The sequence below is a fragment of the Anabaena sp. UHCC 0451 genome (genome assembly GCF_034931405.1).
Lineage (GTDB): Bacteria > Cyanobacteriota > Cyanobacteriia > Cyanobacteriales > Nostocaceae > RDYJ01.
This window is the reverse complement of sequence record NZ_JAYGHA010000009.1, coordinates 22,959-42,518: the sequence shown is the minus strand read 5'-3', so window position 1 is coordinate 42,518 and position 19,560 is coordinate 22,959. Positions and strand designations below refer to the sequence as shown.

Below are 19,560 nucleotides of genomic sequence, written 5' to 3'. Positions count from 1 at the left end.
GATGTTAGATTTTAGATTTTAGATTAATTTTCGATGTTTACATCTACAATCGGTTGAGATGCAGCTGTTTCTGGCTAGGGTAATGACCAAAGCAACACCAAATCCCATCCTGTCTAATGTCGATATTATCAATGCACGAGTACCCGGTTATCAAGATTTGCAGATGATTTGGGTCAATCAAGATGGTATGATTGAGCAAATTTTGCCCATGGGTGTAGTTTGCCAAAGAGTTTCACCACCAGATTTACAAATTTTGGATGTCTCTGGTGATTGGGTTTCTTTAGGTGGGGTTGATTTACAAATTAACGGAGGACTGGGTTTAGCTTTTCCTGAGTTGACGGAAAAAGATATCCAGCGGTTAGACGAAATATCCCAGTTTTTATGGGATGCAGGAGTTGATGGTTATTTACCAACTCTGGTGACGACTTCTGTCGAAAATATTCAGCGATCGCTCGCCCTCATTTCTAACTATACTCAAAAGTCCGGCGCAAAAATCCTGGGAGTTCATTTGGAAGGTCCATTTTTGAACTATGGTAAACGAGGCGCACATCCGGCTGAATATTTACTACCCTTGACAATGAACGAAGTCAAACGGGTATTAGGTAACTACGCCTCAATTGTCAAAGTCATTACCCTAGCACCAGAATTAGATTCTACAGGTGAAGTTATCCCTTATTTACATTCTTTGGGTATCACCGTTAGTTTAGGACATTCCCAAGCCACAGCAGCACAAGCACAACAAGCATTTGCGGGCGGTGCAACCATGGTAACTCATGCTTTTAACGCCACACCTCCATTACATCACCGCGAACCAGGATTATTAGGTGCAGCTATGAATAATCCCGATGTGATGTGTAGTTTTATTGCTGATGGACAGCACGTTGTCCCCATCATGTTAGAAATTCTTTTGCGTGCCAGTAAAGGTTTATTTCTGGTCAGTGATGCTCTAGCACCGTTAGGATTACCAGATGGTGAATATCCTTGGGATGATCGGAAAATTACAGTTACAAATGGTACAGCTAGATTAGCAGATGGAACTTTATCTGGTACAACTTTTCCTTTATTAACGGGAGTTCAGAACTTAGTAAAATGGGGAATTTGTGATGTAGAAAAAGCCATTTTTCTAGCTACAGATGCACCCAGAAAAGCGATAAATTTACACACAATTGCCCCCCATCATCCTGCTAATTTATTACGCTGGTATTGGGATGAAAATACCCAAGAACTTGCTTGGAAAAGGATATACTAAACACGGTTGAGACATGGACTTTTACAAAATTACGAAAAACCCAGATTTGTAGGGGTTTAGCACTGCTAAACCCCTACCCACAGAATCAAATGATTAAGCCGTGTTGAGTATAAAATAAAGAAAATTGCTAACTTCCCAGGTAGGGGGACTATTTGCTGATTTTGGTCATCCAGGGCAGATATTATAACAAGTTTTGCAACCAAATAAGTAAGTGGGAGTGAATATTTATTGTGAAGATGAGGCAGGAGAGAAGAGGGTTTGGACTTAGTTAATTTTTCTTCAGATGGTGCAGATTGAGTTTCTTGGTCAATTCCCAAACTACAATAAAGATATATATCCGAAATATTTTGACTAATTTGCTCTATGTCAGTTTTAGCAGCGATCGCAGTTTTGGCTATTTTGATCTTAGTACACGAGTTAGGACACTTTATAGCCGCACGTTCCCAAGGTATTTACGCTAACCGCTTTTCTTTGGGTTTTGGTCCTATTCTGTTGAAGTACCAAGGATCACAAACGGAATATACTCTCCGCGCTTTTCCTTTGGGTGGTTTTGTCGGTTTTCCCGATGATGATCCTGATAGCGACATTCCCCCCAACGACCCCAATTTGTTGCGGAATCGTCCTATTTTAGATCGAGCGATCGTCATTAGTGCCGGTGTGATAGCAAACTTAATATTTGCTTATTTAGTCCTGGCTTTGCAAATAGGTATTGTGGGTATTCCCCAAGAATTTAAATATCAACCAGGTGTAATTGTCAAACCTGTAAATGAACAATCAGTAGCTTATCAAGCTGGTATTCGGGAAGGTGATATTGTTCTTAGCGTCAATGGTCAAGAACTGGTTGCTGGTAACGATTCTACCTTATTGCTGACCAAAGAAATTCAAACACATCCAAATCAACAACTTGACCTCAAAATTCAGCGTCAAAATGAACAAATACCCTTAAAATTAACCCCTAAAGAAAGTGCTGATGGTAAAGGGTTGGTTGGGATTGAACTAGGACCAAATGGTAAAGCTGTTTATCGTCGTCCCCAAAATCCTACAGAGATTTTTACTGTTGCTGCTAACAGATTTCAACAGTTAGTTGTAGGGACAGTTAAAGGATTTGGACAGCTATTTACTAACTTTCAAGCAACAGCTAGTCAGGTTTCTGGACCAATTAATATTGTGAAAATTGGTGCTAAATTAGCAGCAGATAATAGTGCTAATTTGTTATCTTTTGCAGCAATTATTAGTATTAATTTAGCAGTGATAAATATTTTGCCGTTACCTGCTTTAGATGGTGGACAATTGGCTTTTCTGCTAATTGAAGGTTTATTTGGTAAACCCTTACCTGCAAAAATTCAAGAAGGTGTAATGCAAACTGGTTTAGTGTTACTCTTAGGATTAGGTATTTTCTTAATCGTCAAAGAAACCACTCAATTAGATTTTGTACAACAATTATTCCAGGGATTGTAACCCAATTTTAGCTTTTCATCTCGTTCCCAGTCTCAGACTGGGAATGTGATCAAGAGGTTCTACCTCTATTTGACAAAAAAGCCAGAGCCTTATACAATTCATTCCCATACAGAGTATGGGAACGAGAACATATTATATTAAAAAAAATTGCTGATGTGACTAATAAAAAATCATCAAAAAAGCAACGTGCTTTAGAAATTCTCTCTCGTCTCCATCGTTTGTATCCTGATGCGACTTGTTCTTTAAATTATGAAACTCCAGTACAATTATTAGTAGCAACTATTCTTTCCGCACAATGCACAGATGAACGAGTTAACAAGGTAACACCAGCTTTATTTAGTCGCTTTCCTGATGCGGAAAGTTTAGGAAATGCGGATATATTAGAATTAGAAGAATTAGTCCGTTCAACGGGTTTTTATCGCAATAAATCCAAAAATATCAAAGCTGCTTGTCGGATGATTGTTGATGATTTTAACTCAGTTGTTCCTAACAAAATGGAAGAATTATTAAAGCTTCCAGGAGTTGCGAGAAAAACTGCAAATGTGGTTTTAGCGCACGCTTATGGTATTAATGCTGGGGTGACTGTAGATACTCACGTGAAGCGGTTAAGTCAGCGTTTGGGGTTAACAAAAAATACCGAACCTATTAATATTGAAAAAGATTTAATGAAGTTGTTACCCCAACCAGATTGGGAAAATTGGTCAATTAGATTAATATATCATGGTCGTGCAGTTTGTAAAGCGCGTTCTCCTGGTTGTGATGGGTGCGAGTTGGTTGATTTGTGTGCGAAGAATTTAGGGAATGGAGATGATTAAATTATCATCAAATTGTTTATAATCAATTTTTAATCAATCTAAAATCCAAAATCTAAAATCCAAAATTCAATGACTCGGTTTATTCATGATCAGTTTGCAAAACAATATCTAACAGAAATATTTACACCCTATGGAAAAGTAGAAGTCAGTCAAGATATTATCTCAGAAAAAAGACAGATAGACGTATTATTTACCCCATCTTCAAATCCTGAAAACATAGAAAAATTAGGACTATTGGGAAAAATGGGAACTCATGCAACTTCCGTAGTTTTTGAACCATTTCGTAATCCTGTTGGTAAAAGTGAAATCAGGAGTTGTATGGGTAAATTATTTGATATCCATGCAAACTTAGAAAGACAAGCAAAACGCAATAATACCCGAATTAATGAAAACCAATTACCATTTTTATGGATATTAACACCTACTGCATCAGAGGAAATATTCAAAGGTGTTGATCTGAGTTTAGAGTATCAAACATGGGGTAAAGGAGTTTATTTATTAGACGAAGTATCAAGGACAGGTATTATCGTTATTCACCAGTTACCCAGTACACCAGAAACCTTATTTTTAAGGGTATTAGGTAGGGGTAGGGTACAGAGAAAAGCAGTGGAAGAATTAGAAGCATTAGCTAACAATAACCCACAGCTAGAGAATGTTATACAATTAGTACATGACTTAATAGCCATGTTATCAGCCAGACAGCAAAAAGAAAAGGATATTGATCAAGATGATCAGGAGTTGATTATGAAATTATCAGAAATGTATCAGGAATTATTAGAACAAATTAAAGAAGAAGTGAGACAAAAAGAAAGAATAGAATCGGAAATGCGAGGAAGAGAAGAAGGAGAAAAAAGAGAACGTCGTGCAATGGCCGAAAGTATTTTGCAAGTACGGTTTGGTAAAGTTGATCCTGATTTAGATCAAACTCTTGATAAAATCATTACCCTATCTAGGGAAGAATTTACACCCTTACTTTTGCAATTATCTCGTGAGGAATTATTAGGGAGATTTAAAGAAGAGTAATAAATAATTAAATCAAGATCCCTGATGTATTTAAGAAATCGGGGATCTAGGAATTTTGAGAAAGAATCAAATTGAGAACATTTAATTCTTGGGAGTTTAACAGATATTTTTCTGTGAACAGTTTATTTCTAATTTCTCCTAAACTATAGCTTCTAAACACCACAAAGGGAAATTCTTTGTAGTTATGTCCTATGGGTAAAACGTTACCGACGGGATATAATGAACGAATATATATAGATAGGATATCTTTAAAACGTTGATCTTCAGGTTCTTCTGATTTACTTTCAAAGTATTCTTTCATCACTTCCCCACTAATAAACGCAAATAACGGTAAAGCATAATACTGATCTGTATTTTGACTTTTTTGCAGATAATTCTGGGTTTTCTCCGGTGCATTAATTAATTTTTCTACTAATTCTATTGCATCTTTCACCGCAAATGTGAGACTTTCCGGGTAGGTTTGATTTTTACTAATGCTTTTTAAATTATTCCATAATTCTATATTTACATAGTTTTGAATATCTAAAAACCGCATTTGATAAGATTCTTCAATTTTTGGACTGGGTACAATTAATAAACCACCGTTAATATAACCCAATTCCAAAGGGGTAAAATCTAATAACTTATCAAAAGTTTTCGCAACTTCTAAAAATGTATTGTTGAAATTTTCCCGAATCTTTAAATAACTCTCTTCCGTATTTTTAGCAACGATAAAATCACCATCACCCATTAATAATTCTAGTTTGGTGTATGCGTCTTTTAAGGAAGTGTGACTTTTATTGCGGTTATATTCTTTTTTCAGTTGGGTAATGATATTTTCAATTTTACTAGAAAAGGTATCTCCCGCAGCAAAAACTGATTTTCCACCGATGGGGATAAGTAAATAATTCTTCCTTCCGATATTACCATAACCTTGAATCCTAGTCATGATAGATGCTTTGAGGATGAGGAGAAGATTTAATAAATTTAAAGAGTTTTCTTTAATAGATATTTCTGGATCATCTTGATAATAAACTGAACGTTCAGCTAAATAAAATGTGAGGTATTTATCCTGGCTATCTATAATATCATTTCCCCGACCTCTGTAAATAACTTGAATTATTTCCATCAGGTTTTTTTCAATTTCAAACTTAGGAATTTCGACTAATATATGTTTTGCTTTGGGGAAGGATAAACCGCGACTACCGGAAGCAGTCATAAATACAACTTTGACATTTTCTTGATGTAGTTTAATTTCTTGTTTTTCCAGTTCGGAAATATTCGCGTGTATTTCTAGGAAGTGGATATTTTTCACAAAGTTATCTCTTCCTAACTCTGACTGAATTTTATCAATGAGTTCTGATAATTTGGGTTTATTTTGGATGTAAACTATAAATTGTTCAACATCAGATTTTTGCAGCAGTTTTTTAATGTCTTTTAAAATCTCTTCCTGAGATATTTTTTCTAAATCAGATTTATCTTTTAATTTAACTCTATTAGTAAAACGACAATACTCGACAATTATTTGATAATTAATAGTTAAACTTTGTGCAGGGTAGGTGTTAGTATTAATAATGATAGCAGGTGAACCTTTAAAAGTGAAACTTTCTACAGATAGAGGTTGAATATTTGTATCTGCGGTTCTAAAATAAACCTTATTCGGTTCGGGAGAAGTATCTTCTAAATGTTGACAAATAACATTTTTATCAACAATAGAAGCATCCGCGACGATAATTTTAGTATTAAAACCATTTTCCGAGTTGGTTAACTGATAGGTTTTAACCATTTTTTTAATCCCCTCTAAAAATTCTACCCCTCCTTCATCTCCGGTAATTTCATCTATCATAATAAATAGATGTTTAATTCTGCGGGATATATTTCGCATCTTTTCAGGAAATACTTTATTTTCTTTGGTACTGTATGCGTCTTGGAAGATTTTTTCTAGATGTTTTAAAGTATCACCATAGTCAGTTTTTTTCAGAGACTGGGTAGAAGCGGTAGCAATAATTTGATTATACTTTTGATCCCGGATGAGATAATATAACCCTTCACAAATACTCTGTAAAACCCCCTTATTTTTTGTTCCCATATCTTGAAAAGTATCATCTGTTATCTGTGCAAGTCTGTCTTTACGTCGAGATTTTCTTTCAATATTTTCACTGTTGAGAAAATGCACATCTCCTAAAGTAAAATCATGCTGATGTTGGTTTGATGTATATGCAACGGAGAGTTTACCAGAGTTATCTTGAATCAAATTACTGTGAGTATTGATAGCGAAAATTTGATCATTAACTAATTTCCCAGTTTTGCGATCTTTGAATTTTTCAATAATATCAAGATTGACTTGTTTGCGAGGACTGACGTATAATAAAAGGAAACCATCATTTTGATATTGAGTGAGAAAATCAACGATAGCGGTAGTTTTTCCGATTCCGGGATTTCCTGTTAAAAAGATGTAGGTATTTTCAGAAAGTAAATATCTTTTAATTAGTTGGTTGTGCGCTTGTCTAAAATTGGGATTTCCGGTTAAATTAAATTGAGAAACCAACTCAGAAGGTACGGGAGAAACCGAGTTAAAAAAATCTGTGATAGTTTCTGTATGACGTGGTAAAATATTAATAGTATTAGGAGTAATTTCTAAAAGTGAATTAACCAGTTTTCTACCTTGTTGAAAACTGCGATATGCGTTGATTTGGATTTTTTGTAAAACGCGATAACGTGCGTCGGTTATTTCTTCCTTTTTATCATGTTCTTGATAAATTTGATAACAAGTGTGAAAAAGTTCTAGATTATTTGCGGGAATAGAGATAGTATTAAAATAGCGATCGCTATATCCCACCGCATTACAAACCAACCTAGAAACATCAGGAAGAAGAGAATTTGCTTGTAAAAACTGACAGAAACTATAAATATAACTACCAGCTTGAATTAATTTAGCACTTTCCTTATCTTTAGATTTAAAAGCGGTGAAATATTCCTTCAAACTAGGAGAAAAATCTAAACCCAGAGATTCAGTATCAATACGCAACTTAGAAAACACACTTTTAGAACGTAAATAATTGATATCTCGTAATAACAAACCTCTAATAATTTCCACATAATCAATATTTTGTAAATCCTCATCAGTGTGGATAGAAAACACCGATAAATCAAGACATAAAACCCGATAATTATGTTTATATTTCAACAACATCAAACTATCTGCGTTGAGAAAATCACCACCTTGTTTATAATTTTGAATATCCCCAAAAGTGACTGCTAAACTTTTCCACTGAGAGAGAACATTTTTAAACCATTGTACTTCATCAACTTCATGAGTACCAATACTATTATCACCATTAAACCGACATTGAAAATAGATAATTTCTAGATATCTAAAATTTTCATTTTTAACACATCCTAGAGATTTAAGATACTCCCGAAAGAAATTTAACCCACAAAGAAAACCCTTCTGTACAAAAAACTGACACCAAGTTTCCGCTATTTCTCGTTCTAATTTACCAATAACTTTCTTAACAATAGTCTTCTTAATTTCTGCAAACTTGAGATTTTGCAACTCCTGACTATATAAATCACCAAAATGATTTTTAATATTATTTTTATGGATATAAGATAGAATCCCGATATTAAAACCAACTTCAAACAATCTTCCTAAATCATCAGCTATTTTTGCAGTCATATTTCACACCTTATAAAAACTATCAAAAACCTCTTCTCTCTGCGAACTCTGCGTCTCTGCGGTTCGTTTTTATAATAAAAATCTTCCTCAAAGACGCAAAGAAAGAGAAGTTTTGTTTTTTATTCCTTACCTAATAATATTGATTTAACCTGAGTTAAAAAAGCGAGAGAATTAAAATCAACTTTCTCTCTAATATGTTTAAAAATTGCAGACTGACTAACAGACTCATCCCCAATTAAATTTTGATAGGGATCTAACTTTAACTGTACTGTACCTGATTTTTCATAACGGGAAAAATGGAACAAAGTTAAACAATGTAAAATCTCATTTTTCAACTGACTGTCATCATAAATTAACCCTTCCTTAATATCCTTATCATCTAAAATTCCCTCATAAATATTTAACAAAGTTGCATAAGACATCACCCCATGATATTTAACATCATCTGCAACACTTAAACCATTAAATAAATTAAAGAAAATTACAGATTGTTTATGTCTATCCTCCACTAAATTACCCAGTTCTAAAGTATCCTGAATATACAAAGACGCAGATTTAGGAGTTTCAAACTTCACTGCATAGTATTTTTCAAAAAACATCGGATAAATTTTAATATCATGTCGTTCTTTTTTTAAAGATTTAATCACATTCTCAGACATGAAAAATAATTCTTCATTTTTTTCTACTTGAGTAATATGTAATGTACTACTGTAAGGAACTTTTGCGATATAAATAAAGTGTCTGTATCCTCTTTTGTAAAGATTATCTACATTATCAACCACAACCGTAGGATATTCAAACATTTTTTGATGATCGTCATAGTTTTCTGAGAAAGTTTTGAAAAGTTGGAATCTCGCTTCTTTCCCTTTTGTTTGTATGGTGATAATTTCACCCATTAAATTAGATTTTTTCTCTTTGATATTCCACCGACTGTCACTTTCTCGACTAGAAACAACGATGATCGCAAGTTTATCAAGTTCTTGAAATTGAAAATTCTCCGTTGGTGATAATATGAATTTTTTGGGAAATACGGAATATAAAGAACTGAGAACATTAGGAATTTTAAATTTTAAATTTCCTGGGTTAGTAATGACTATCCCTTGTTCATTACTGCGGTATCCATCATTAAATAGATGGGATAATACCCTAGTTAAAGAAACGATAAATTTCTCTATAGGTGCGTTATCAGTTTTCTCTTTTAGGTGTATCCTCAACAGAGGAATAAATGGTTTTACGTCTTTTGATATTTGTCTTTCTAAGATGACATGAAGAGAAAGATACGCAAGTAAACTATAGGTGATTTTGTAAATAAATTCTTGATTTGCTTCTAGTTTATCACTTTCTGAACGATGGGGAAACACCAATAAATTACGATGTTTTAAGTGTTTCTGATAAAAATTACCCCCTTCTTTCATCGCTAAAAATATCACGGATACAACTCCCACACCTGGGGTAAGATCATATTCCATTTCAAATGTTTCTTTATCTTCTGTCTCCAAGAAATGAATTTCACTGATATTGATATTTCCAGGAAGGGTGATCAGTAAGTTGTCTTGTGTGGTTGCGTCTCCTAAGTTAATGTATTTTAAACAGTCTTTGTAGTTTCTCCGCAATGCTTCTTTAAATATGGTTTGTCTCTCATTTATAGTATCAATGTCTGTTTCTAAAATACTGTTTTTGACAGAAATATGTACAGGATAATTTCTTGCTGGAAATGGTGTTTTATGTTGAATTAATTTAGTGAGGGTGTCTTTCAAAGTTTTGATTTTATCTTTAATTTTTAATGTTTCAAAACCTTTGATCCAACTCCTAAATAGTTTTCTTTTTGCTTCGTCGTCATTACCTCTTAATATGGGTAAGACATTTTTTTCTAATGTGTCAATGGGATTATATTCTAAATCACTTTCTAAATCTGGACGTGATGCAAATATGAAATAATATAGAAATGCAGTCTTCAAAATTTTATTGACAAAGGTGAATTTTGTTGACTCGTCTGCAAGTTCTTTTTTATGAGTATCACTATCTGGGTTTAATAGGTTAAGGTGATAATCATAAACTGTTTTTCCTCCATCAGTTTGCACTTTACCATTAAATTTTAACTTAATTCCAAAGGTAAATTCTATTTCTTCTTGGTTGGGATTTTTTGCTTCTCCTAAATAACCTTCAATGACGGGAATTATTGGTAATATATCATAAGCTTCACTACGAGAAAACAGGGTTTGATAATTAACTGATATTCCCCCATAGTTAACTTCATATTCCCCATCTGCTTTGTTACTATCGTTAATATACTCTTCTAATAATTTTAGTCTTCTGATTAAATCTTGTAAATATATTCTCCCTTCATTTTTGTCGTCAATTTGTTCTAATAAATATTCTAAATATCTAATTTTAGCTAGTTTTTTTAGTTTTCCTAGTGTTTCTTGGTTGACGAGGTTTTGTAAACTGTAAATATCGGAGTTGGTGTTTTTCTCCAGGTTCTCAATTATATATTCTAAATCTTCTCGATCTTGTGTATTAGCATCTAAAAATGTTACATCTATATAATTATTAATTCCTGCTAGTAAATTAGCTGTAAAATCACGGAGTTTATTTATGTGAATCTTAACTTTGTGCGCTTTTAATAAAGGGTTGTTTTTGTTGTTTTCATCTCTTTTAATTGTTAATCTCTGTTTTTGTAGACTTTCGGCTTTTTTAAAGGGATAGGTAAAATCTAAAAGTATTTCTTTGGTTTTATCATCTCTGTTATACTGTCCTTGAAATTCCTGCAAACCTAAAATTAAGTTTTTGATAAAAGTAAATCTATCTATTTGATAATTTCCTGTTTTAGTGTGAATTTCTGCTGTTAATTTATCCTGAATTAATTTTAAAATTTCCTTAATTTTCTCCCTAAATGAATCTTCAGTACCAGGAGTAAAATTCAAAGTTGCTGAACGTGCTGCTTTTTGGTTTCCCAATGGGTTATGAGGAATTAATTTAATAACTTCATTAACTACTTCATTAATATTAATCATCACCTTTTTTCCATCAGGTGAAATTGTAAATATCTGCTGATTTTGTAATACTCTGAGAATTTTATCCAATAAATCAGTATAATCCACATTGGCTAAGTCTGGATTTATTGCTATTTTGTTCATTTGCACCCCTAACTGTTGTCTTGAAAATTACAATTATTGAATAATAAACCTTTGCAACTTGACAAGTCAAGTCTTAATCAATAAATAAAAAATAAAATAAAATAAAGTATAGATCCCCGACTCCGTTCAGAAGCCGGGAATCTATTACACTAAAGCTGCAACCTTCCCCAACAAACCCTGAAACAAACGCAAACCATCAGTATTACCTAAAGCTTTATCTGCTGCTCTTTCTGGATGTGGCATCATGCCTAAAACATTGCCTTGACGATTACAAATCCCCGCAATGTTGTTGAGTGAACCGTTGGGATTTTCTTGATAACGAAATAAAACTTGTCCGTTAGCTTCGATTTCTGCTAAAGTAGATTCGTCACTGTAAAATCTCCCCTCTCCGTGAGCTATGGGTAAAGTAATAACTTCCCCCTCGCTATAACCATGAGTCCAAGGTAAATTATTACGCTCAACTTTTAAGGGAGAGCGATCGCAAATAAAGTGCAAATCTTGATTTCTAGCTAACGCTCCAGGTAATAAACCAGCCTCAGTTAATACCTGAAACCCGTTACAAATACCGATGACAAATTTACCCTTTTGTGAATGTTCAATCACTTGCTGCATCACAGGAGAGAAGCGAGCGATCGCCCCACAACGCAAATAATCCCCGTAACTAAAGCCACCAGGGACAATAATTACATCTATATCACTAATATCAGTATCTTGATGCCAAACCATGCGCGTTGGTTGTCCTAGCAAGTCTCTAGTAACATAAGCAGCATCGCGATCGCAATTAGACCCTGGAAAAACTAAAACACCGAATTTCATAATTTAGTCATTGGTCATTGGTCATTAGTCATTAGGAATAGGGAATTAGGAATTAGGAATAATCAAATATTACCAGTCCCCAGTCCCCAGTTCCCAGTCCCCAGTCCCCATTACCTAGAAAACACCAGTTTGTGATTCCACTTCAATCAAATCAAAGCGATAGTTTTCTATCACTGGATTTGCTAACATTTGCTCACACATTTGATTCAAGTCTTGACGTGCTTTCGTATCATCAGGTGCGATAGTGGTTAACTCAATGTACTTACCAATTCTCACCTGTTCCACGCTGTCGTATCCCATTTGTTTGAGGCCAGATTGTACAGCCACACCAGCAGGATCTAAGACTGAAGGCCGAAGCGTCACGAAAATTTTAGCTAAATATTTTCTTTGCACAGGCTTTTTGCTGAATGCTGCGATCGCTATCCTATAACTTTTCTGTTCCCACTGGTTGAAAATAAAATCACAGAGTTGAAACTTAGTTAATCTAATCTATCAGTTAGGCAATTAAAAAGCTGTCATTACTTATGTTAACTTAAAATAGTCACATAAGATACCAAATTTTTATTATTCTCAATCTCCAATCTAAAATCAAAAAAATCAAAAAATGTTATGAAAGCTATACGTACTCGCAGTCAAGACCGGATTTTGAACCTTTTGAAAAACATTAAACAAAGCATTTCCGCCCAAGATTTATACATAGAACTACGTAACCGTAGTCAAAGCATGGGTTTAGCCACGGTTTATCGTTCACTAGAAGCCCTCAAACTGGAAGGTAAAGTACAAGTAAGGACTTTGGCTAACGGTGAAGCCCTCTATAGCTTAACCCAGGAAGATAGACATCACCTCACTTGTCTTCAATGCGGTCTTTCCATACCTATCCATCAATGTCCAGTCCATGAATTAGAGAACGAGTTAAAATCTAGCCACAAATTTAAAGTCTTCTTTCATACCCTAGAATTCTTTGGCTTGTGTAACCAATGTCAGGAAATTAGTCAGTAGTCATTAGGAAAAATTTTCTCCTCTGTTCCTCTGTTCCTCTGCTCCCCTGCACCCCAGTCCCCAATCACTTGTCCCCAATCACCTCAGTAGGGACATCGGAGACAATAGAGCGTATGCCTTCCAAAGTAGCGGGGATAGTGCGGGGGTCCATAAACATTACTTTGCTACTATCGCTTTTACCAATGAGAGAACCCATCTCCAGATAACCCAAAGCCAACAGCACTTCCACCGCTTTTTGCGCTTCAGGGTTAGCCTTCATTCTTTGTGCTATGATTTCTGCTGATTCAGCGATCGCCTGTGCCTTCAAAACCTGTTGTTGTCTTTCTGCTTGCGCTCTCAAAACAATCGCTTTTTGTTCGGCCTCTGCCTGTAAAATCACTGATTTTTGCCGAGCTTCCGCATCCAGAAGTTGAGCATCAGCCTTACCTTTAGCACTATTAACAGCAGATTCTCTATCACCCTCAGAAGTTAAAATTGATGCCCGTTTCCGTCTTTCTGCGGACATTTGTAACTCCATAGATTCTTGCACTGCCTTAGAAGGGATAATATCTCTCAATTCTACTCGTGTAACTTTCACACCCCAAGGATCTGTAGAAACATCTAATTCTTGTAATAAAAGTTCATTAATTTGAGTGCGGGCAGTAAAAGTTTGATCTAACTCTAATTGTCCCATTTCTGAGCGAATTTGTGTTAGAACCAAATTTACCATCGCCGCTTGCAGATTTTCCACCTTATAGTAAGCCTTCTCCAAATCCACAATCCGCCAATAAACCACCGCATCAACACTGATAGAAACATTATCACGAGTAATACATTGCTGTGGGGGAATATCTAAAACCTTTTCTCTGATAGTTTGTTTGTAAACAATGTTATCGAAAAAAGGATTAATCAGATTTAAGCCAGGTCCAAGTTTATCCTTATACTTACCAAAACTTTCCACCAAAGCTTCATCACCCTGATTAATCACTCTCACTGATTTCAGCAGGGCAAAACTACCACTACCAAATATTAAACTAAATAACACAAAAAGCTCACCCATTTTGATAACTCTCCTCTGTAGTAACTAAATTCACAACTACGAATGCAAAACATTTTCCGGCATGACAATTAATGTTGTCCCTTCTCTGCTAACCACATAAACTCTTTGCCCTGTTTCTATGCTGATTTTGTCATCATCACATCTAGCACGCCAAGAATTACCCTCATATAGCACCCTTCCCACCTGTCCTGGTAAAATTTCTGTGATAGTTTCCCCTATCACCGCATCAGTAATTTTCGACTTCCGTGTTGGTGGTTGCAAAAACCTGCGGGAAAACACAACTAGCAGACTAGAAAGCAATAGCCATATCAGCACTTGCAGCCATAAATTTCCCAACCCCAAGTAAGAAATTAACGCCACCACCAAGGCACTAATTCCCATCATGAACTCTACAAAAGCTGTTGGTAACAAAAGTTCCATTAAACACAGAACTATACCTGCTAACAGCCAGATTAAGGTAAAAATTGGCATAGTGCCATCCCAGACAATAAATTAAATTGATCTGAATCAGGAACAGGGAATAGAGAACTATTGATTAACTGCTCCACTCAAATCCTGACAATTTACGGAAAACAAAAAACAAAACTTGGGATTTTTAGCCGGCAATTTTTGATTAAATTAAGTAACAACCTATAACCGGGAGTCTACAAACACAGTTTATTCTAAAATGCCAGCCCTTGATACCTAAATTTAATCGCAAGTCAATTTTATAATTTATACATTTATGATTTCTACTCAGCAGATCATTCATTGCCCAAATCCAGACTGTGATCAACCCATTAACAATAAAGGCGATCGCCTTTGCTACAATTGTCAAACACCCCTAATTTACCGCTATCTTTGGGCAACTGGCTCAGTAGCAGCAACAATACAACCGCAAACAAAAGTTGCAAATAGGTATGAAGTAATTACACAACAAATGTGGCTGGATACGCAACCAGGACTACCACCAGAAATCCCAGCAGAATTACCACCAGAAGTAATTCCTTACCTAAAATTATATCCAGAACGGTTACATATCCCTCAGCCTTATGGATTTACAAGTTCCTCAACCGCAGACACAAATGATATTCTCCTATTAGAAAATGCCCCTATAAATGCCGCAGGAAATCTCTACCCCATCATTACTGAAGTTTGGGAAGAAGCAAAAGCAGTTAGGCAATTATACTGGCTATGGCAAATTCTCCAACTCTGGAAACCATTATCAGAATTGGGAGTGGCTGCCAGCTTGCTATCAACAGATAACTTACTGGTTCAAGGTTGGTGTATACGGTTGTTAGAATTACAGCCAAGCACAGAAAAACCAACTTTACAAGACTTGGGGCAATCTTGGCAGTCATGGGTACTAGTAGCAAAAGCTGAAATAGCCGCAGGGTTAGGCAACATCATCCAGCAGATGTGCCAAGGTCAAGTAGATTTAGTTACCATTACCAATCAACTTAATCAATTATTACTAGCATCAGCAGCCGAATTACCCCTAATGCTGAAAGTTGCCGGTTTTACAGATATAGGTCCTGTGATGAAACACAATGAGGACAGCTGTTACCCCAGTAACCATAGTGATTTAGATAACTATTTAAAAGAACATCTATCAATAGTTTGTGATGGTATTGGCGGCCATGAAGGTGGCGAAGTTGCCAGTCAATTAGCAGTTCAGTCTTTGAAACTACAAATCCGTGCTTGGTTACAAGATGTAGCCGAACAAACAGAAATTGTCCCTCCAGACTTGTTACAGCAACAATTAGAAGCTAGTTTGCGGGTGGTGAATAATATGATTTGGTCACGGAATGACGAACAACACCGCCAAGGTAGGGAACGCATGGCCACAACTTTAGTTATGGCTATACAATTACCGCAACGCATAGTTACAAACACAGGATGGGAGTCAGAAAACGCCCATGAACTTTATATAGCGAGTGTTGGTGATAGTCGTGCTTATTGGATCACTCCCAGCTATTGCCAACTACTGACAATAGATGATGATATGGCCAACAGGGAAGTCTGCTTTGGTCATGCTTTGTACCGTCAAGCCATGACAATACCTAATGCCCATGCCCTAATCCAAGCATTAGGGACAAAAGAAGCGGAATTCCTCAACTTTTCCGTTAAACGCTTTATTTTGGAAGAAGACGGCATTTTATTACTTTGTTCTGATGGTTTAAGCGATGATGATTGGGTAGAACAATCCTGGCGGGATTATGCAGTTCCACTCTTAACAGGTAAACTCACTGTGGAAGATGCTGCACGTAACTGGGTGAAACTGACAAATGAAAAAAACGGTCAAGATAACACATCTGTTGTTCTCACTGTTTGCCGTACTTCCCAAGCCTCTTTAGTACCTGTTAAACCTGCTGCAATGATTACACAACCTATCGAACCAGAGGAATCGGCAATAACAGCACCAGAAGCAGAAACAGTGGATTATTTAGCAGACAGTTCCCTGGCTTTATTGGATTTGGAATTGACAGAAGAATCAGCCCCTACTCTACTTAAAGAACTAAATCGCGGTAAACTAATTGTCATCCTGGGAGGATGTTTCGCCCTGTTACTGGGAGGTACAAGTATAGGTTTATTTGCTTGGTGGCAATTTCAGCCTCAATCTTTTGTCCAGGTTTGTCGGCAACTTCCCCAACAACTAAACCAATTCTGCCCCAAGCGTGAATAAGCTATCTTTCTTGAATGTCGAGATATGGTAAAATCAACCAGGCGAGGCAAATTCAGTATTAGGTTTAAATAACAAAAATATAGTCAGATACAGTCAAATATTAACATCCGTGGTACAAAAATATCATCAATTTTGGTCTGGAACTGTGATGTAAGATGTGAAGGTGTGTGATATATTAGTCTGGAGTTCAAGAAGCGTAGATCCTTGGAAAGTGGTGAAAGTCCTGATCTGAGAGTGCGGAGAGTTAGAATTAACCTAACCATAGCTCCTGTGTGCCAGGAAATCCTATAAATTAGACGAAATAAAACATTTTCAAGAGTAGCTAATCAAATCAGAACTGAAAAAAGTAAAAGTAGTTCGGAAATCTATCTCAGGATAGAAACCGAATAGTGCGGCTTGTAGTTAGCCCTGTAAGGTGTAGTACCTTACCAAGCTAGAAATATTTGACTATATTTTTAGTAACTATGGAATTAAGACTATTGCCTACGCGAAAACCAAGCAATGATAGTGGTAGTCTTTTTCAAGATATTAACTTTAGAAATATCGCGTTGGGCTACAGCGTGTAAGTCTACTCAGGGATAACCGCTCCCATGCTCCTGTTGAAGTAGAAAGTAAAGTCTAGCTTTGTCTAGGTTTTATATAGCAGATAGTTGTGGAAAAGCAAAAGCTAGATGTAAATGATATTATGAAAATTAGCGATCGCGTCCGTGTAAAAGAGTCGGTAGTAGTTTATCATCATCCTGAACATCGCAATCAGCCTTTTGACCTCAAAGGTACAGAAGGCGAAATTTCTGCTGTTGTCACCCAATGGCAAGGTAGACCGGTGAGTGCTAATCTGCCGATTTTAGTCCAGTTTAGTAAAAAATTTAAAGCTCATTTGCGCGAGAATGAATTAGAAGTTATTTAAATCAATCTCAATTAATCTCAATTAATTATCCATTAGCGGCGACGAAACCACCCCATAATATTAAGTTCGCCGCGCATTTTTTCCAACTCTCTTTTATTTTCTGCTGCGGTTGTGTAGTACCACTCACAATAACGTTTAATTTCCGAACGGGTTTGAACCTCGTGATAAAACTCTATAGATGTTTGATGAACTGCAAAAATTTCTTGAGTTTCGGTCTGAGGTGATGGGACAATGTAGGGTAGTTCTTTCATTGGTAATTAGTAATAATTAAAAGGGGTTAATTTAAAATTTTTGACTTTTGATTTTTGATTTTTAAAGCCAACCTCGTAAGCCATAAACAAAATATCCAATATATTCTTTTAAAGCACTGGTAAACTGGTTCAAGTTATCAGTATCAGGTAATAAATTTAGTATAGCGGCTTTGGGAGTGCTGACTAGTTCTTGCAGTTCACCCCGACTAACTAGAAAGTCAGTGGGTGCAGGAATTACATCAATACCTTGACGTTGGAAAATTTTAAGCGATCGCGGCGTGTGCATAGCAGATGTCACCAATAATACTTTTTTAATTCCCCTATTTTCGAGGATTTTTTTCACATTGACAGCATTTTGATAAGTGTTTAAAGAATCTGGTTCTTGAATCATTACCTCTGAAGGAATACCAATAGATGTGAGAATAGTTGCCATATCTGCTGATTCGGGAGAACCACTACCACGCCAATCAATGCGGCCACCACTCAAAATAATTATAGGCGCTTTTTTTTGCCGATAGAGTTGAGCCGCATAAATCACGCGATCGCCAGATTCACTTAAATCAACAGTGGGACGAGGCCAAATAGCTGATTTAGTTGCACCACCTAAAACCACAATAGCCTCAGCTTGGGGTATTTCAGTAGCAGGGATATTTTGCCATTCTAGCGATCGCACCAAATTTTTAGCCACCCAAGCATTACTACACACCAGCAATAAAGTTAAAGATAGAGAAATACAAATTGCCGCAATCTTTGGACGTTTCCACAAAGTTACCAAAGCCACTATTAAACTAACACTTGCTAATCCCAAAGGATAAAAAAACAAAGGCAGTAATTTAGAAAGATATAGAAACATAATTCATAATTGGTAATTGGTAAATTGGTAATTAGAAAAAACTCTTCCCAGTCCCCAGTCCCCAGTCCCCAGTCCCCAGTCCCCAGTCCCCAGTCCCCAGTCCCCAGTCCCCAGTCCCCAGTCCCCAATATTATCTTTGCCAAAAACGAAAGTTGAAACTTCCTGAAGCACGACGATAGCGACGGGAAGAAATTCTTTTTTGCCTTCTGCTACTCCTTTCATGAGGTTCTACAATATCTGCTTCTAATGGTTTTAAAATTTCATCTGATAGCTGAGTTTTAGTTTCTTCCTTACTTCTCCACCAGGCAATAATCCAACCTCCACTTAAAGCTGCTATACCTCCAAATAAAATACTCATTGGTGCTGAATAACCGAGAAAGACAAAACCAAACATGAAAAACAACCAGTATTTTAGTGCTGCATCAATGCCATCATTAGAAGCTACATCTGGTATTTGTGGGCTATTTTCGTTAACAGTTGTGAACCAACCTAAGAGAACTCCACCCATAATACCTAAGAACAAACTTAGTATTAATGAAGCCCCTGCAAAATTGGAGATAATAGCTAACAGAAACCCAAACACCAGTTGAGAAAAAAAGTTTGGCGAAGAAGATAATATTTCGCTGAGGATATTTTTGTTAGATGCCATAATGTTAGAAATAGAAAAATCAAGAATCAAAAATCAAAAAC

16 protein-coding genes are annotated in these 19,560 nt (G+C 35.9%); 7 read left to right on the top strand and 9 right to left on the bottom strand.

Features of this window, described 5'->3' with window-relative positions; genetic code table 11:
- The first annotated feature begins 82 nt into the window (after positions 1–82).
- The 4 genes from nagA (at position 83) to VB694_RS08135 (ending at position 4,545) form a co-directional block, all read left to right on the top strand.
- On the top strand, positions 83–1,249 hold the full coding sequence (gene nagA, locus VB694_RS08150; RefSeq protein WP_323359807.1) for an N-acetylglucosamine-6-phosphate deacetylase: 1,167 nt from the start codon (positions 83–85) through the stop codon (positions 1,247–1,249).
- Positions 1,250–1,612: 363 nt separating this feature from the next.
- Positions 1,613–2,707: an RIP metalloprotease RseP gene (gene rseP, locus VB694_RS08145; protein WP_323359806.1), complete on the top strand. Its 1,095-nt coding sequence runs from the start codon at positions 1,613–1,615 to the stop codon at positions 2,705–2,707.
- A 155-nt stretch (positions 2,708–2,862) separates the two neighbouring features.
- A complete protein-coding gene (gene nth, locus VB694_RS08140) occupies positions 2,863–3,522 on the top strand; it encodes an endonuclease III (protein ID WP_323359805.1) in 660 nt (219 codons plus the stop codon).
- Positions 3,523–3,591: 69 nt separating this feature from the next.
- The gene (locus VB694_RS08135) at positions 3,592–4,545 is read left to right on the top strand and encodes a hypothetical protein (protein WP_323359804.1); all 954 of its coding nucleotides are present in this window, start codon (positions 3,592–3,594) and stop codon (positions 4,543–4,545) included.
- A gap of 46 nt (positions 4,546–4,591) precedes the next feature.
- Here the strand turns inward: VB694_RS08135 and VB694_RS08130 are convergent, their stop codons facing one another.
- The 4 genes from VB694_RS08130 to purS form a co-directional block, all read right to left on the bottom strand.
- Positions 4,592–8,203 carry a helicase-related protein gene (locus VB694_RS08130; protein WP_323359803.1) on the bottom strand — a complete coding sequence of 1,204 codons (3,612 nt, stop codon included), beginning with the start codon at positions 8,201–8,203 and terminating at the stop codon, positions 4,592–4,594.
- A gap of 119 nt (positions 8,204–8,322) precedes the next feature.
- Positions 8,323–11,340, bottom strand: coding sequence for a hypothetical protein (locus tag VB694_RS08125; RefSeq protein WP_323359802.1), 3,018 nt, complete (start codon positions 11,338–11,340; stop codon positions 8,323–8,325).
- A 144-nt stretch (positions 11,341–11,484) separates the two neighbouring features.
- Complete coding sequence (gene purQ, locus VB694_RS08120) at positions 11,485–12,156, bottom strand: phosphoribosylformylglycinamidine synthase subunit PurQ (protein ID WP_323359801.1); 672 nt, start codon at positions 12,154–12,156, stop codon at positions 11,485–11,487.
- A 114-nt stretch (positions 12,157–12,270) separates the two neighbouring features.
- The gene (gene purS, locus VB694_RS08115; protein WP_323359800.1) at positions 12,271–12,549 is read right to left on the bottom strand and encodes a phosphoribosylformylglycinamidine synthase subunit PurS; all 279 of its coding nucleotides are present in this window, start codon (positions 12,547–12,549) and stop codon (positions 12,271–12,273) included.
- A 216-nt stretch (positions 12,550–12,765) separates the two neighbouring features.
- Between purS and VB694_RS08110 the strand changes: the two genes are divergently transcribed.
- Positions 12,766–13,155, top strand: coding sequence for a Fur family transcriptional regulator (locus VB694_RS08110; protein ID WP_323359799.1), 390 nt, complete (start codon positions 12,766–12,768; stop codon positions 13,153–13,155).
- A gap of 64 nt (positions 13,156–13,219) precedes the next feature.
- On the opposite strand, the gene VB694_RS08105 is transcribed toward VB694_RS08110, so the two are convergent.
- Both VB694_RS08105 and VB694_RS08100 read right to left on the bottom strand, forming a co-directional pair.
- Positions 13,220–14,194: a stomatin-like protein gene (locus VB694_RS08105; RefSeq protein ID WP_323359798.1), complete on the bottom strand. Its 975-nt coding sequence runs from the start codon at positions 14,192–14,194 to the stop codon at positions 13,220–13,222.
- A gap of 36 nt (positions 14,195–14,230) precedes the next feature.
- Positions 14,231–14,665: an NfeD family protein gene (locus VB694_RS08100; protein ID WP_323359797.1), complete on the bottom strand. Its 435-nt coding sequence runs from the start codon at positions 14,663–14,665 to the stop codon at positions 14,231–14,233.
- A gap of 253 nt (positions 14,666–14,918) precedes the next feature.
- On the opposite strand from VB694_RS08100, the gene VB694_RS08095 reads away from it, so the two are divergent.
- Both VB694_RS08095 and VB694_RS08090 read left to right on the top strand, forming a co-directional pair.
- Positions 14,919–16,859 carry a PP2C family protein-serine/threonine phosphatase gene (locus VB694_RS08095; RefSeq protein WP_323359796.1) on the top strand — a complete coding sequence of 647 codons (1,941 nt, stop codon included), beginning with the start codon at positions 14,919–14,921 and terminating at the stop codon, positions 16,857–16,859.
- A 685-nt stretch (positions 16,860–17,544) separates the two neighbouring features.
- Positions 17,545–17,766, top strand: coding sequence for a ferredoxin-thioredoxin reductase variable chain (locus tag VB694_RS08090; RefSeq protein ID WP_323359908.1), 222 nt, complete (start codon positions 17,545–17,547; stop codon positions 17,764–17,766).
- Between the two features lie 32 nt (positions 17,767–17,798).
- Here VB694_RS08090 and VB694_RS08085 read toward each other — a convergent pair whose 3' ends face one another.
- The 3 genes from VB694_RS08085 to VB694_RS08075 form a co-directional block, all read right to left on the bottom strand.
- Entirely contained in the window at positions 17,799–18,017 is a 219-nt protein-coding gene (locus VB694_RS08085) for a hypothetical protein (protein ID WP_323359795.1), read from the bottom strand.
- 61 nt (positions 18,018–18,078) lie between these two features.
- A complete protein-coding gene (locus VB694_RS08080; RefSeq protein ID WP_323359794.1) occupies positions 18,079–18,870 on the bottom strand; it encodes a YdcF family protein in 792 nt (263 codons plus the stop codon).
- 130 nt (positions 18,871–19,000) lie between these two features.
- The gene (locus VB694_RS08075; protein WP_323359793.1) at positions 19,001–19,519 is read right to left on the bottom strand and encodes a hypothetical protein; all 519 of its coding nucleotides are present in this window, start codon (positions 19,517–19,519) and stop codon (positions 19,001–19,003) included.
- Between the last annotated feature and the right edge of the window lie 41 nt (positions 19,520–19,560).

Coding starts and splice junctions, on each gene's coding strand:
- VB694_RS08130 (WP_323359803.1), bottom strand. CDS start 8,203: ATGACTGCAAAAATAGCTGATGATTTAGGAAGATTGTTTGAAGTTGGT.
- purQ (WP_323359801.1), bottom strand. CDS start 12,156: ATGAAATTCGGTGTTTTAGTTTTTCCAGGGTCTAATTGCGATCGCGAT.
- rseP (WP_323359806.1), top strand. CDS start 1,613: ATGTCAGTTTTAGCAGCGATCGCAGTTTTGGCTATTTTGATCTTAGTA.
- VB694_RS08075 (WP_323359793.1), bottom strand. CDS start 19,519: ATGGCATCTAACAAAAATATCCTCAGCGAAATATTATCTTCTTCGCCA.
- VB694_RS08090 (WP_323359908.1), top strand. CDS start 17,545: ATGAAAATTAGCGATCGCGTCCGTGTAAAAGAGTCGGTAGTAGTTTAT.
- VB694_RS08125 (WP_323359802.1), bottom strand. CDS start 11,340: ATGAACAAAATAGCAATAAATCCAGACTTAGCCAATGTGGATTATACT.
- VB694_RS08135 (WP_323359804.1), top strand. CDS start 3,592: ATGACTCGGTTTATTCATGATCAGTTTGCAAAACAATATCTAACAGAA.
- VB694_RS08080 (WP_323359794.1), bottom strand. CDS start 18,870: ATGTTTCTATATCTTTCTAAATTACTGCCTTTGTTTTTTTATCCTTTG.
- VB694_RS08110 (WP_323359799.1), top strand. CDS start 12,766: ATGAAAGCTATACGTACTCGCAGTCAAGACCGGATTTTGAACCTTTTG.
- VB694_RS08085 (WP_323359795.1), bottom strand. CDS start 18,017: ATGAAAGAACTACCCTACATTGTCCCATCACCTCAGACCGAAACTCAA.
- VB694_RS08095 (WP_323359796.1), top strand. CDS start 14,919: ATGATTTCTACTCAGCAGATCATTCATTGCCCAAATCCAGACTGTGAT.
- nagA (WP_323359807.1), top strand. CDS start 83: ATGACCAAAGCAACACCAAATCCCATCCTGTCTAATGTCGATATTATC.
- VB694_RS08105 (WP_323359798.1), bottom strand. CDS start 14,194: ATGGGTGAGCTTTTTGTGTTATTTAGTTTAATATTTGGTAGTGGTAGT.
- VB694_RS08100 (WP_323359797.1), bottom strand. CDS start 14,665: ATGCCAATTTTTACCTTAATCTGGCTGTTAGCAGGTATAGTTCTGTGT.